Source organism: Granulicella cerasi, from assembly GCF_025685575.1.
GTDB lineage: Bacteria > Acidobacteriota > Terriglobia > Terriglobales > Acidobacteriaceae > Granulicella > Granulicella cerasi.
The window spans coordinates 168,248-182,083 of the sequence record NZ_JAGSYD010000004.1 but is presented as its reverse complement, the minus strand read 5'-3'; the positions used below and the strand labels follow the sequence as shown (position 1 = coordinate 182,083).

The following is a 13,836-nucleotide window of genomic DNA, read 5'->3' as shown; positions in this document are numbered from 1 at the left end:
GTAGCCGACGCATGCGCTGTAACTGCTTCACCGCCTGCATCACACTTCCATCGTCTGCAACGCAGCAATGGTTTGCTCCAGCGACGGCGCTTCATCCCGCTCTTGCCGCAGGAAGTTTCGCAAGATCGGCATCGCAGCCATCGCGTGATCCAACTCCACGTCGCTCCCCGCGCTGTATGCACCCATGCGGATGAGATCGGCGGACCGCGCATACGTCGACATCACGCTTCGCACTTTCATTGCCTTCGCGCGATGTTCGCGACTCGTCACCGCGGGCATCAAACGGCTTAGAGAATCCAGCACGTGCACCGGTGGATACCACCCCTCAGCAGCCAGCTCTCGCGACAACACAACATGGCCGTCCACATACGAGCGAACACTATCAACGATGGGGTCCTGCTGATCGTCGCCCTCCATCAGCACGGTGTAGAACGCCGTAATGCTTCCGTAAGTAAAATTCCCCGCGCGCTCTACCAGCTTCGCCAGATGGGCAAACACGCTTGGCGTGTACCCTTTGCTTGCCGGCGGCTCACCCGCAGCCAGGCCGATCTCACGCGCGGCCATCGCGTACCGCGTCAGTGAGTCCAACACCAACAACACGTGCTTGCCTTGCCGTGCGTAGAACTCCGCCGTAGCCGTTGCTGCCTGCGCTGCTCGCATGCGCAGCAGCGGCGACTGGTCAGAGGTAGAGACAAATACGACAGACTTCGCCCGTCCCTCCTCTCCGAGCGCATCTTCGAGAAACTCTCTCACCTCGCGACCACGTTCGCCGACCAACCCAACGACCGTCACATCCGCAGACGTGTTGCGCACCATCATGCCGATCAATGTGCTCTTGCCAACACCAGAGCCGCCGAAGATTCCCACACGCTGACCACGTCCGACCGTGAGCATTCCATCAATCGCGCGCACCCCTGTGCGCAGTGGCTTGCAGATAGGCTCTCGCTCCATCGGTGCTGGCACTTTGCCGTCAAAGCTGACGCTGCGTTCTCCGAGGAACGCACCTTGATGATCGATCGGCTGCCCGACTCCATCAAACACGCGCCCCAACATCGTCTGGCCCACTCGCAGCTCGGCTGGCCGGCCCATCGCGAGCACACCATCTCCCATGCGGAAGCCCTGCGTTGAATCAAGCGGCATCACGAGCACGCGATCCGCGCGAAAACCAATCACCTCGCCTGCGTGCCGCACGCCATGTGCATCCCGAATTTCACAGCCCTCACCTACTGACGACGGCGGCCCCAGGCATTCCAGCATCTGTGCATTGGCTTCCACCACGCGACCGCACCAACGCCACATCGTAGCGACGCTTGCGGCCTGCAGATAGTGATCGAGATTCGCGAGTCGTTCCATCGCTATGCGGGCCTCTTCGCCATCAAGTCAAAGAAGCCACGCTCCAGCTCCACCAGCTGAGCCCGCACGCCGAGTTCTACAGCGCCTGCCTTCATCTCCAGACGCAGATCTCCTGCATGTAAATCACTCGCACCTTGCACGGAGACTTCGCTGCTCTTCATTGCACGCGTCCAAAGAGTGACATCAGCCGCTGGCACGAGGAGACGCACACCTTCTGAGCTGCTCAGCTTTGACAGTGCCGCATGCACGACTCCACGCAACATCGTTTGATCGATGGCCACTTCACGCTGTAACACACGTTCAGCAATTGCCAATGCGAGCTTCACCACTTCCGTCTCCACCTCGGCAAAGTAGCGACTGCGCTCTTTCCCAAAGCTTGTGCACAACAGTGTGATCGCGCTGCGTTCGGTCTCCACAGCATCGCGCAATCGCTGGTCAAGCTCTTCGCGAAGATCCAGTCTTGCCTGCACCTTCGCCGCCGCCACAGCGTGGATCAGCTCCTCGCGATGGCGCTCCTCCGCACTCGGGCGAAGCTCCTCTTCCTCGCTATCCATCGACGCTTCAGACGAAGCGGTCTCTTCGACCTCAGCAAACATCAACGGCACAACCGTGCTCTCAGGCTCTTGTTCAAACAGCGAAGTCATTGTCGCTCTCCATGCTCAGAATGACGCGACCTTCGGCCTCAAGCTTGCGCGCCACAGCGAGCAGTTGCTGCTGCGCTGCTGCCACATCCTTCGACCGTACCGGCCCCAGAGTTTCCATGTCGTCCTGCAGCATCTCTACCGCGCGAGAGCTCATCGCCGAAAATAGATGATGCCGAATGCTGTCGCGCGAACCCTTCAGCGCCATCGCAAGGACGCGCTTGTCTACCGCCGTCAGGATTTCGCGAATGCCCGACTGCTGCACCGTGATCAAATCGTCAAAAGTGAACATCAAGTCGCGAATCCCGATCGCGAGTTTCGGTTCCTGCTGCTCGATGCCCTCCAGGATCGTGCGGCTCACATTCTGGTCCATGCGATTGAGCAGGTCCGCTACCGACTTGAATCCTGAGTAAGAACGCCGACCGCTGGAGCCCAGCGAATCCATCCTGCGAGCCAGGACAAGCGCAACCTTCGAAGCCATCTCCGGCGAGAAATGTCGCATCTCGGCCAAGCGCCGAACAGCCTCGACTCTTAGCTGAGGCTGCAAAGACATGAGCAGCGTCGATCCTCGCTCCGGCTCCAGATGCGCCAGAACGAGGGCAATCGTCTGCGGATGCTCATTCTCCAGAAACTTGCTCAACTGCTGGGGGTCCATCTCGCGCAGCACCGCGATGTCGCCTGTTGTGCGCTCCTGCATCTCGCGCACTTCGTTCATCATGTCCTTCGCGCGCGCGGCGCCGAAAGCGTCCGTCAACACACGCTCCGCGTACTCACGACCGCCGCGCACCATAAACTGTTGCGTCTCCAGCAGTCCGTAGAACTCCGTCGCCACCTGCGTCAAGACGGGCGCGGGAACGTCAGCCAGCATCGTGATCTCGTCTGTCAGCCGCTGCACATCGCGCGGGGCGAGCCTAGGAAGAATGTCCTTCACCAGCTCATCGCCGAGTGCCAGCATCAGGATCGCCGCTTTACGCAATCCCGGCATCTCTGCTGGCTCAAAGCCTTCAACCGGCAATAACAGCGGCTCCACCATCATGTTCGGCACCATCGCCTGCGTCATCCTTTTGCTCCTTTGCCTTCTGCGATCCACGCCTCGATCAGCCGCGTCGTCTGCTGCGGTTCTTTCTTCACATGCGCGGTGATGTACTCCAGCACGCCATTCGCATCGATCGCCGATCGACGCGAGTTTGCGGGAGATTCCAATCCCATCGGCTCCGTATCACCCGCTGCTATCGCCGGAGCCTCCTGCAACTTCACTGACGGCAACGCGTGGCGATCGACTCGCGCCTCCTCGAGCAAGCGAACAACCTGCGTCGCTACAGGCCGCACCACAAACGCCAGTAGCAACACTCCCATCAACGCCGCACCAAAGTCGCGAAGCATCTCGGGCTGTGCACGCATCAACTCCTTCACTTCACCGCTCGTTCTGTCCCATGCGCCCAACGCAGGCTCCGGTGCATTCGCCGAGAACGCTATGTTCTGCAGCACCACCGAGTCCCCTCGCTTCACATCGAAGCCCACCGCGGCTTGCGCCAGTTGCTCCAGTCGTCGCATTTCCTCCGCGGTGCGCGCATGCCAGACCGTATGCGTCGACGCTCCGCTGCCCTCACGTTGCGAGCGATCATTGATCAGCACAGCGGCCGTCACGCGTGCCACGCGCCCCGGTCCGGTCGATTCATGCAGCGTGTGCTTCGTCACGGCATAGGTCGTGGACTCCTGATGACTCATCTGCGCATTCGGGGCCGTAGTCGGATAGACCGGCAACTGTGGCTTCCCCTCCACGCCCGTAGAAACCGCTGCATTGCTTGCCGTGCCAGGAACGCCACTTGCTTTCGCTGCGCCACCAGGACCGCTCTCCTGCTGGCTCTTCTGCGTCTGCAGCGCGACTACTTGCGTAGGATCAACCACCTCATCCGTCCGCTCCTGCGAGCTTTGGTCATAGCTGATGTTCACCGTCGCGCGTACGTTCTCGCGTCCCGCTAACGGCTCCAGCATCGCGACCAGCTTGTCTGCGAGCGCCTGCTCTTCCGTACTGGCCTGTATGCCTTCACCCTGTGCGCTGAGGTTCACGCGGCCATCCGCATCCACCAGCGTCACCTGTTGCGGAGAGAGCCCTTCCACCGCACTGGACACAAAGTTACGAATCGACTCCACCTCATCTTTGCTCAACGCAGGACGCTTCAACTTCAACACCACCGAGGCCTTCGCTGGTTGCTGCTGGTCCGCAAACAACGACTCCTTCGGCAATACCAGATGCACGCGCGCAGATCGCACAGCTCCAATCGTTGCGATCGTATGCTCAAGCTCACCCTCAAGCGCGCGCTGATAATTCACCTTCTCGTCGAACTCTGAACCCACCCAGTTCGGCTTATCGAACAGCTCGAAACCGAGACGCCCTGACTGCGGTGCTCCTTTCGCTGCGACCTCCATACGGGCCTTATCGAGCGTCTGTGCCGGAACTTCCACGCCACTCCCATCACTCGTCGTTTGATACGTGATGCCGGCAGCGGCCAACTCCTGCTCCACCTGTTGAAGATCCCGTCCTTCAAGGCCCGAGTACAGCGTCTTCCAGTCCGTCCGCGTGCTCCACCAGCCCACCAATGCACATGCAGCCGCAAGCACAACGACGCCGAGCAGCAGTCGCGAACGCGTCTTCGGCGCGAGGCCCTCCCACGTTCCACGCGCACGCTCAAGCGCCTGCAATGCTGCGGGCTTCGGAGCGATCTCACTACCCGGTGTTGTCGTTTGCTCAGCCAAAGTCTTCTATCTTCCTGCAGCTAAAACTGCATGCCCATCATCGTCTGGTACGCCGCGACCGCTTTGTTGCGCACCTGCAGTGCCAACTCAAAACTCATGTCCGCCTTCTGCGTTGCGATCATCGCGTCGTGCAGCTCCACGCCGTTTCCCTGCATGACGCCCATCACCGCGTCCTTCGCCTTCTGCTCCAGCACCGCGCTCTCCTGCATCATGGAATGCATCACCCCCGCAAATGCTGTTGCCCCACTCGGAGAAACAGCGCTCTGCGCGGTTTGCACCTGCTCGCTCTGCATGGCATGTTGCAGCAAATGCGACATCGTTCCATCGATCATCGAAGCCTCTCTTCCGTACCTACTTCAAGATGTCCAGCGAAGCGCTCACCATGCTCTTCTCCGCCTGCAACGCAGAAGCGTTCGCACCGTAGGCGCGCGAGGCCCCCATCAGGTCCACCATCTCTGTCACCGGATTGATATCCGGATACGCCACATAACCATTCGCATCCGCGTCAGGATGTCCAGGCTCATACCGCATCAACGGAGCAGCATCATCACTGCTCACCGCGCTGATCGCCACCCCACCCGGAACAGCAGACGAGTCATCCAACCCTGCTCGCGACAGCATCGTGGGCATGTTCACCGGTCCCTGCATCACGTTGCGAAAGCTCGGCAAATCATTACTCTCGAAAACCACCTGCTGGCGGCGATAGGGCGTGCCATCTGCCGTACGAGTCGTCTCAGCGTTCGCCATGTTCGCCGCGCTCACCTCGGCGCGCATGCGTTCAGCCTTCAACGCCGATCCGCTAATGTCCATGACGCCAAAAAGGTTCATCACTCGCCTCTACCTACTTCGCATCCGCATGGATCGCAGACATCGTGCGCGAATACTCATGCTTCAAAAACTCAACGCCGGTGCGGAACTGCAGCTGTTCCTTTGCCAGATCGAGACTCTCGCGGTCCATCGATACGTTGTTGCCATCACCACGAGCGACGAGTCCCTGCACGTCACTCACCTGCGGTGTCGAAACCGTCGAAGCATCGTCACCCAGGCTTTTGATCGCGCCCGAAAACGCTGACGCAAAGTCGATGCCCTGCGTCTTATATCCCGGCGTATCAATGTTCGCCAGGTTCGACGCCGTCAACTTCATCTGGTCTGTCGTCAGGTCCAGATAACGCCCCACAGCCTCACTGAGAATCGATCCGATCTGCATCACTTCTGCCTCGCTTCGCTACACTCCTGATGCATCGCGACGGCCAAAGCGAAAGGCGCTCATGTGAGCGCCTTCTTAGCGGGTCGTGCCCCGCGTATAGCTTTCTTAGAAACCACTTCATCTCCGAGTGCGGCTCAAACGAATGTCCTCCGGCAGAATCTCCGGACGATCCCCTGCAAGAATCGTCGCTCGCTGCAGCGCATGTCCCAACTCACGCACATTTCCCGGCCACGCGTATTGCTGCAGCACCGCGAAGGCGTCCGCAGAAAGCCGCTTCTTCGGAGCACTCTCCCCAAGCTTGGCGAGAATGAATTCGCTCAACACATCGAGTTCTTCCATCCGGTCTCGCAATGCGGGCACATCAATCGGAAACACTGCGAGCCGGTGATAAAGATCCAGTCGAAACGAGCCTTCAGCTGCGCGCTTCTCAAGCATCTGATGCGTCGCAGCAATCACTCGAACATCCACGCGCACCACATCGTTCTCACCCACGCGCTGCAACTCACCGCACTCCAGAAAGCGCAGCATCTTCGCCTGCAACGCCAGAGGCATCTCGCCGATCTCGTCCAGGAACAGCGTGCCGCCGTGCGCCGCTTCGATGCGTCCGGTGCGCGAAGTCACCGCACCCGTGAAAGCGCCGCGCGTGTGCCCAAACAACTCTGCCTCCAGCAACGACTCGGGAATGGCTGCGCAATTCAACACCGCGAATGGCTTACCCGCGCGCTTGCTCAGCGTATGCACCGCCTGCGCGACCAACTCTTTACCTGTGCCTGTCTCGCCCTCGATCAGCACGGTAGCGTTCGTCGGAGCGACAAGCCGCACCTGACGCGCCAACTCATGCATCAGCGCACTTCGCCCCACCATGCCTGGCAGCTCAATCGGATTCAACGTCTCCGACTGCGCATTCACTTCCAACGTCACAACGCTCGACGACACCATCGCACGAATCGCCGGCTCACCGAGCAGCACAGCATTGAGCCCCGCAGGCACAGTGACCGGCGCGCTCATCCAAGCCGCACCATCGCTCTGACTCACAACATCCACCACAGGCGCAAGCGGAAGATCTTCCCACGCCTCTCGCAGCGCATGGAGTAGTTCGTGCCGCCGAGGGGATCGAGTCGCACCCTCCACCGGATCACCATCTACACGCAGCACATCCAGCTCGGGGTACATCGCTGAAACCTGCCCGGCAAACTCAGCAGCTTCAAGGTCAGGCAGCCAGTGGTCCACCACCAACGCCTCCGCATGAGACGCATCCATCTGCGCCAGCGCCTCGGCACCGCCAGCGGCCTCGCACACCGTCCAGCGCATCGCGGCGAGGCTCCGCCCCAAACGCTGACGCAACGCCGCATCCGCGCTCGCCAGCACCACCGTCTTTCCTTGTGATCCGCTCCACACCGCCATGCCGACTACTCCTCGCCCCGCTTCGCCATCTCGTCCTGCAGGCGCGATCTCATCCGCGCCACAGCCTCAAAAATGCGGGCCGCATCCTCGAGCGCACCATCTGTCGCTTCGATCAGCGCGACCTCGTCACCGCACATCTTGCCCAGCTCCAAACGGCACTGCAACGAAGTCACCGGCTGGCAAAGGTCATGCAGCTCACGCTCAATCGCCTTCAACAACTCCATATCCACTTGCCGCGCATCCGCCATCACGCACTCCATGCATATCCCGCTTGATGTTCAGCCCTTGCCGCTACAGGTGCCTTCTTCGTCGCCACGCTTTCGCCCAGGCCCATGCGATATCCCACACCGCGCACGGTCTCAATCACCGAAACGGCCTGCACGTCCGAGCCTTCAGGCATAGCGAGCTTGCGACGCAGGTAGTTGATGTACACATCGACGACATTCGTCGGCGAGTCCTCCGGCATCTGCCACACCTCGCGCAGCAACTCACCGCGCGCACACGCCTTACCTTTACGCAACAGCAGAAACTCAAGCAGCGCAAACTCCTTGCCCGTCAGCTCGATCACCTCACCCTCGCGCGTCACCACGCGGTCCAGGCGATTCATCTCCACGCCACCGAAACGCACAAACGAGTCTCCCGCTCGCGCGCGGCGGCGAAGAATCGCACGACAGCGTGCCGTCAACTCATGGAAGCTGAACGGTTTCAGCAGGCAGTCATCCGCTCCCGCATCAAGACAACGCACGCGCTCATCAATCTGGCTTCGCCCCGTCAGCACCAGCACCGAGGTCTCCGGATGCCGGCGATGCACCTCCGTCAGCACCTCCATACCATCGCGCCGTGGCAAGCTCAGATCAAGCACGATCAGGTCCGGCACATCCGTCGACGCCAACTCGATCGCGGCGTCGCCATCGCCCACCCAGGCCACTTCATGGCCCTCGATCTTCAGGCCCTTCTGAAGAAACATCCCCAATGCACGATCATCCTCAACCACCAACACTCGCATTCGCCGCCACTCCTCATTCAGTGATTCAATTTCGTGCCCACCAATGCAGAAGGACTCAAACGAGATTCCTCATCAGGGCGCATCTCCACCTTCTCGCGGAGATCGCTGAGTGCGCTACGAAGCGAAGCCACGAAAATGGCTTGTTGCTCCAATTCAGGAAATGTCGCTCCACGTCACGAACGCCCGGACTCTTTACCAGGATGGTTCCGCTAAATTTTCGCTTGCAATTCGCTTTTTATTCCCTACAATCTGTTGCTATGGCGATCACGCGCAGGCAAAAAGAGGTTCTCGACTTCCTCGCCGGTTTCACGACCAACCACGGCTACTCGCCGTCGTACGAGGAAATTGCTGCGGGACTTGGCCTCAATAGCCTCGCCACCGTCCACAAACACGTCACCAACCTGCAGAGCAAAGGCCTCCTGCAGCGCGCACACAACCGTTCGCGCTCCATCGATGTCATTCCGCAGCGCCCTGCTAAGAAGACCGTGGAACGACTTCCGCTCCTCGGCCGCATTGCCGCAGGCAAGCCTGTCGAAGCCATCGAGAGCGCAGAAACCATCTCTCTCGGTGACATCATCGGCAATCGTGAGGTCTTCGCGCTCGAGGTCCGCGGCGATTCGATGCGCGACGAGCATATCGTCTCGGGCGACTTCGTCCTCGTAGAGCGTACCCGCGTCGCTCGCGAAGGCGAGATCGTCGTCGCCCTCGTCGACAACACCGACGCCACGCTCAAGCGGTACTACCGCGAAGGCAATCTCATTCGCCTGCAACCCTCGAACACCGAGATGGCTCCGATCTACGCTTCTGCCGACAGCGTTACGATTCAGGGCAAGGTCCTCGGCATTCTCCGCAAATACGCCTGATTTCGCGGAACCAATTACACTTTGCCTGCGTATAAGCCTCCAGACACATGCCGCGTCTGGGGGCTTTGCCGCTTCCGGGGCCGTCGCAGTAACCTGATTTCGCAAAGTCATTCCAAGGATCTGCCATGAAACAGCACCTGCTGCTCGCCGCTCTTTCCCTAGGTCTCACGGCCACCGCCGCACACGCCGACGACACCTTCCGCCGCACGCTCTCCGCTTCGGCGCAGCCCGACGTTTACGTCTCCACCGGTTCTGGCAACATCCGCATCACCCCCACCGATGACGCCTCCGTTGAAGTCGTGGGTCACGTCCATGCCGGCTGGGGCGCGCATGGCGACGTCCGCCAGCGCATCGCGCAGATCGTCGCGAATCCGCCTATCACGCAGAGTGGCAATGCCGTTCACATCGGCGAATCCGAAGACCGCGAACGTTACAACAACATCAGCATCGACTACGAGCTCCGCGTCCCCCGCAACTCAGCGCTGAATCTCCGCTCCGGTTCCGGCGACATCGAATCCAACGGCGGCGTCGGCCGCTTCATCGCCGCATCTTCCGGCTCGGGCAACATTCGCGCCCACCAGATTCATGGCGCGGCTCAGCTCGAAGCGGGCTCGGGTGACATCGAACTCGAAGAGACTGCTCCAGGCAATGTGAAGGCGCGCTCCGGCTCCGGGAATATCCGCATTCACGGCTACAGTGGCAGCCTTGACCTTCGCGCTGGTTCCGGCGAAATCGAAGCCGACGGCCACCTCGAAGGCGCGTCCTCAGCGTCTTCGGGCTCCGGCAATATCCGCCTTCACGTCGGTGGCAACGCGCAGTTCCGCCTTGAGGCCGCAACCGGCTCAGGTAGCATCCGTGCCCACATGCCGGGTGTCGATCAGAACGGCGACGACGGCAACCGTCATCACCTCACAGCGACGGTCAACAGCGGCAGCGCCCCGCTTTCCCTCCGCACCGGCTCGGGCGACATCGAAGTCACGCCTTAACACCCGCATCAGGTACTGGAGGGCGCATACTACTCGTGTATGCGCCTTCTTTGCGTTACTCTCGCCGCCGCCATCACGCCAGGCATCGCCCCGGCGCAGCAGTCCAAAGACTCGATTGAAGTGCCGAGCTCGCTACGACAGCACTTCGTTGCTGGTACGAATGCGCGCAGTACCGAAGCGCTGCTTCCTCTCTTCACCCAGGACGCGAGCTGGACTGACGCGAAGGGCCAGACGGTCTCCGGTAAGTCATCGCTACAAGCGCTCTTCACCTCCACCTTCGACCACCTCCGCCCGCAACTGAGTCTTACGGTTATCTCAAACTACAGCGAAGGCACGCCCAAGCAGGCCACCTCGATCCGCGAAGACGGCAGCTACGACGAAACGATTTTCGACCTGAAGACCAGCGTGTCCCACCATGAGTGCGGACACTACCGCTTTGTCTACACGCCGAACCCCGAAGGTGGCTGGCTCATCGGCTCCGCCACCTGGACCACAGGAACCTGTCCCGCGCCGAAGCCATAGACTAGAGGCATGGCTGCCTCTGCTCTGCGTCTTCTCGTTTTCGACCTCGACGGCACACTGATCGACTCTTCGCTCGACCTCTGCAACTCCATCAACGCCACGCTCGAGCATGTGGGCAAGCCCGCGTTGCCCAATGCCACCATCGCCAGCTACATCGGCGACGGCGCTGCCATGCTCGTTCGTCGCGCGCTCGGAGATCCCGGCGACGCTGACTCCCTTGAGCCGAGCAACGATGCCCTCTTCCGCACAGCGTTCAGCTTCTTCCTCACCTACTACCGCACTCACAAGCTCGACAATACCTACGTGTATCCCGGTGTCCACGACGCTCTGGCACTCATGCGCGAGCAGCATCCCGACGTACTGATGGCTGTCCTGACGAACAAGCCCGTCGGCCCCTCGCGCGCCATCTGCGACGCACTCGGACTCTCACCGTTCTTCTTTCAAAATTACGGCGGCGACAGCTTCGCCACGAAGAAGCCAGATCCCGAGGGCTTGCAGATGATCTTCGCCGAGGCTCGAGCGATCTTCCCGGGACTCACTCTCGACGAAGTCGTCATGATCGGTGATTCGGACGTCGACGTGCTCACCGCCAGGCGGGCAGGCGTTCGATCGCTCGGCTGCAGCTATGGGTTGGCCCCGCACGCCATGGCAGCCGCAGAACCTGATCACATCGTTGCGCACGCCAGCGAATGGCCGGAAGCTCTAGGACTCCTCTAACCGTTGCGCTTCTGCAGCTGCATCTCTGCACCCGCCAGAATCAAGGCCAGCCCCTCGCGATAGCGGCGGTCGAAGCGTTCAAACAACACGCTCCCCGCCTGCTTCATCAGCGGCAGTCCAGCCTCCGCCAACGCTGCGCTGCGAGCCTCAAGATCATAGGCCGCCGATAGCTCGCCCGGCACCGGGAACACCGCTTGCTCCTCGATCACCAGACTCAGCGTGTAGTGATACACCGTGCTCATCAGCACGATCGCTTGCCGCAAGGTAAATCCGGCGTCTACCAGCGTCTTCGCAAGCGACTCCGACAACCGGATGAAGTCGGTGTTTCGCAGGCGCGTGCCGACTACCATGCGACCTCCATCGCGGCAGCGCAACAGCGCCCCACGCAAGCCCTCGCCGAAGTGCGTCATCCAGACGTTCCATGAAGCCGAAGCGCGTTTCGGCAGCATTTCCGGGCCAGCCTCCGCAAGCAGCAGCGTCGCCATCTCGTCAATCAACGCCTCTTTGTTCGGGAAATGCCAGTACATCGCCGCCGCCTGCACCTGACACTCTTTCCCAAGCCGCCGCAGCGTCAACTGCTCGAGTCCTACTTCGTTCAGCAGACGCAGCGCAGTTCGCGTCAAAATTTCCCGGTTCACCTTCATGTTCCGAGCATAACGAACGCGTCTCGAATTGAACAGTGTTATATTTACTTGAACGACGTTCATTTTACGGCGCGACAGATTGAAGGAGAGCAGACATGAAAGCAGCCATCGTTACCGGCCCCGGAGCAACACCCATCTTCGGCGAATTCGCCGTCCCCACCGCGGATGCAGGCGAGCAGCTCATCACTGTGCGCGCTTCTGCCCTCAGCAACCTCACCCGCGGACGCGCTGCCGGATCCCACTACAGCTCCGATAACGCTTACCCTGCGGTGCCCGGAACGGATGGCGTCGGCATCACCGCGTCTGGTCAGCGGGTTTACTTTGCTCTGCCGCGTGCGCCCTTCGGAGCCATGGCCGAGCAGAGCGTTGTCCCCCTCGCACATTGCATCGCCATCCCCGACAGTCTCGACGACATCACAGCAGCGGCTATCGCCAACCCCGGCATGAGCGTCGCCGCCGCACTGCTCGAGCGCGCCAACCTCATCGCAGGCGAGACCGTATTGATCAACGGCGCCACCGGCGTCTCGGGCAAGCTCGCCGTGCAACTCGCCAGGCACTTCGGCGCAGGAAACGTCATCGCTACCGGTCGCAACGCAGCTCAACTGGAGCTCTTGAAGCCTCTTGGCGCCGACGTCGTCATCCCCTTCACGCTCGACGGCTCAGACCCACTCGGTGCCAGGCGCTTCGAGCAGCAACTCATCGACACCTTCGCGTCCGGCATCGATATCGTCGTGGATTATCTCTGGGGACAAAGTGCGCTCAGCATCATGACCGCAGTCGTCAAGGGAGTCGACGACGCACGTCCTGCTCGCTTCATTCAGGTCGGTTCAGCAGGAGGCGAAGACAGCATCCTGTTGCCGGCAGCAGGCTTGCGTTCTTCATCGCTGGTGCTCATGGGCAGCGGCTTGAAGAGCGTTCCGTTCCCCGCACTGCTGCGCTCTGTGCAACGGACCTTCGATGCGGTAGCGCCAGCGAATCTGCAGATCGATGCCAAGCCTGTCCCGCTCGCGGATGTAGAAGCGACGTGGAACGCTGGAGGTCGCGAACGTATCGTCTTCACGATCTAACGCGTAACCACTTCACGATCTGCTGCTCAACCCGGCAAACAGAAAAGGCGAGCCGAAGCTCGCCTTTTTCTTATTTCTTCCACTGTCCGAAGAGTCGTCGCAGTACCACCATCTCGCCCACATGATAGGCCGTGTGGTCGGCGATCAGCAGAGTCTGCCGCAGCAGATTCTGCCCATCTCCCCAAGGGAACGGAGCGATCAACTCGTCGTCGCTCGCCTCGCGGATCAACTGCTCGAACGCCTTGCGGTCTTCGCGGATCTGCACGACGGTCTTGTTCCAGGCCGCCGCTGAAGGTGGTTCCGCTTCCTTCGGCCAGTAGTCGTCCGGCCAGTTCAGAGCCTTATAGCTGCCATCCTGGTTCCGGCTGAAGTCGAGAATGTCGCGCTGAGCGATGCGCAGATGCTCCAGCAGTTGCCAGCCAGAGTACGGCAGGTTCTCCGTAAGCTCGCCCTGCAGCGATGGCGGAAAGCCCTTCACCGCATCGTCGAATGTCGCGTGCGCCTGTCCGCCATCCAACAGCGCAAGAAGCTGCTTACGCAGCTCGACTCCCATGCGCGACTTCGGCTCTGCCGCGCGTTGCGTCTCTGATTTCGCGTCGGGCTTCTTCACCGCCGCCTTCACTTTCGCCATTCGTGCTCCGTCCTATGCAACACACACTCTCAGATGCA

At 60.8% G+C, this 13,836-nt stretch carries 17 protein-coding genes; 5 read left to right on the top strand and 12 right to left on the bottom strand.

The window, feature by feature from the left end:
* Positions 1-39: 39 nt before the first annotated feature.
* From OHL11_RS14375 to OHL11_RS14330, 10 genes are all read right to left on the bottom strand, one after another.
* The gene (locus OHL11_RS14375) at positions 40-1,353 is read right to left on the bottom strand and encodes a FliI/YscN family ATPase (protein ID WP_263372222.1); all 1,314 of its coding nucleotides are present in this window, start codon (positions 1,351-1,353) and stop codon (positions 40-42) included.
* Between the two features lie 2 nt (positions 1,354-1,355).
* On the bottom strand, positions 1,356-1,997 hold the full coding sequence (locus OHL11_RS14370) for a FliH/SctL family protein (RefSeq protein ID WP_263372221.1): 642 nt from the start codon (positions 1,995-1,997) through the stop codon (positions 1,356-1,358).
* The gene (gene fliG / locus OHL11_RS14365) at positions 1,981-3,054 is read right to left on the bottom strand and encodes a flagellar motor switch protein FliG (RefSeq protein WP_263372220.1); all 1,074 of its coding nucleotides are present in this window, start codon (positions 3,052-3,054) and stop codon (positions 1,981-1,983) included. The genes OHL11_RS14370 and fliG overlap by 17 nt, the downstream gene beginning before the upstream one ends.
* Positions 3,051-4,751 carry a flagellar basal-body MS-ring/collar protein FliF gene (fliF, locus tag OHL11_RS14360; protein WP_263372219.1) on the bottom strand — a complete coding sequence of 567 codons (1,701 nt, stop codon included), beginning with the start codon at positions 4,749-4,751 and terminating at the stop codon, positions 3,051-3,053. Before fliF ends, fliG begins: the two co-directional genes overlap by 4 nt.
* 20 nt (positions 4,752-4,771) lie before the next feature.
* Positions 4,772-5,083: a flagellar hook-basal body complex protein FliE gene (gene fliE / locus OHL11_RS14355; RefSeq protein ID WP_263372218.1), complete on the bottom strand. Its 312-nt coding sequence runs from the start codon at positions 5,081-5,083 to the stop codon at positions 4,772-4,774.
* Positions 5,084-5,102: 19 nt separating this feature from the next.
* Complete coding sequence (gene flgC, locus OHL11_RS14350; protein WP_263372217.1) at positions 5,103-5,579, bottom strand: flagellar basal body rod protein FlgC; 477 nt, start codon at positions 5,577-5,579, stop codon at positions 5,103-5,105.
* Positions 5,580-5,592: 13 nt separating this feature from the next.
* Complete coding sequence (locus tag OHL11_RS14345; RefSeq protein ID WP_263372216.1) at positions 5,593-5,958, bottom strand: flagellar basal body rod protein FlgB; 366 nt, start codon at positions 5,956-5,958, stop codon at positions 5,593-5,595.
* A gap of 117 nt (positions 5,959-6,075) precedes the next feature.
* Positions 6,076-7,362, bottom strand: coding sequence for a sigma 54-interacting transcriptional regulator (locus OHL11_RS14340; RefSeq protein WP_263372215.1), 1,287 nt, complete (start codon positions 7,360-7,362; stop codon positions 6,076-6,078).
* Between the two features lie 5 nt (positions 7,363-7,367).
* The gene (locus tag OHL11_RS14335; protein WP_263372214.1) at positions 7,368-7,613 is read right to left on the bottom strand and encodes a hypothetical protein; all 246 of its coding nucleotides are present in this window, start codon (positions 7,611-7,613) and stop codon (positions 7,368-7,370) included.
* Positions 7,610-8,368: a response regulator transcription factor gene (locus tag OHL11_RS14330; RefSeq protein WP_263372213.1), complete on the bottom strand. Its 759-nt coding sequence runs from the start codon at positions 8,366-8,368 to the stop codon at positions 7,610-7,612. Before OHL11_RS14330 ends, OHL11_RS14335 begins: the two co-directional genes overlap by 4 nt.
* A 257-nt stretch (positions 8,369-8,625) precedes the next feature.
* On the opposite strand from OHL11_RS14330, the gene lexA reads away from it, so the two are divergent.
* The 4 genes from lexA (at position 8,626) to OHL11_RS14310 (ending at position 11,456) form a co-directional block, all read left to right on the top strand.
* Positions 8,626-9,231 carry a transcriptional repressor LexA gene (lexA, locus tag OHL11_RS14325; RefSeq protein ID WP_263372212.1) on the top strand — a complete coding sequence of 202 codons (606 nt, stop codon included), beginning with the start codon at positions 8,626-8,628 and terminating at the stop codon, positions 9,229-9,231.
* 125 nt (positions 9,232-9,356) lie between these two features.
* Entirely contained in the window at positions 9,357-10,217 is an 861-nt protein-coding gene (locus OHL11_RS14320; RefSeq protein ID WP_263372211.1) for a DUF4097 family beta strand repeat-containing protein, read from the top strand.
* A 39-nt stretch (positions 10,218-10,256) separates the two neighbouring features.
* Positions 10,257-10,739, top strand: coding sequence for a YybH family protein (locus OHL11_RS14315; RefSeq protein ID WP_263372210.1), 483 nt, complete (start codon positions 10,257-10,259; stop codon positions 10,737-10,739).
* Positions 10,740-10,748: 9 nt separating this feature from the next.
* Complete coding sequence (locus OHL11_RS14310; protein ID WP_263372209.1) at positions 10,749-11,456, top strand: HAD family hydrolase; 708 nt, start codon at positions 10,749-10,751, stop codon at positions 11,454-11,456.
* Here OHL11_RS14310 and OHL11_RS14305 read toward each other — a convergent pair.
* Positions 11,453-12,094 (bottom strand): TetR/AcrR family transcriptional regulator C-terminal domain-containing protein, encoded by a 642-nt coding sequence (locus OHL11_RS14305; RefSeq protein ID WP_263372208.1) that lies wholly within the window; start codon positions 12,092-12,094, stop codon positions 11,453-11,455. The genes OHL11_RS14310 and OHL11_RS14305 overlap by 4 nt on opposite strands.
* Before the next feature lie 101 nt (positions 12,095-12,195).
* On the opposite strand from OHL11_RS14305, the gene OHL11_RS14300 reads away from it, so the two are divergent.
* Complete coding sequence (locus tag OHL11_RS14300) at positions 12,196-13,167, top strand: quinone oxidoreductase family protein (protein WP_263372207.1); 972 nt, start codon at positions 12,196-12,198, stop codon at positions 13,165-13,167.
* Positions 13,168-13,237: 70 nt separating this feature from the next.
* Here OHL11_RS14300 and OHL11_RS14295 read toward each other — a convergent pair whose 3' ends face one another.
* On the bottom strand, positions 13,238-13,798 hold the full coding sequence (locus tag OHL11_RS14295) for a DinB family protein (protein ID WP_317890657.1): 561 nt from the start codon (positions 13,796-13,798) through the stop codon (positions 13,238-13,240).
* Between the last annotated feature and the right edge of the window lie 38 nt (positions 13,799-13,836).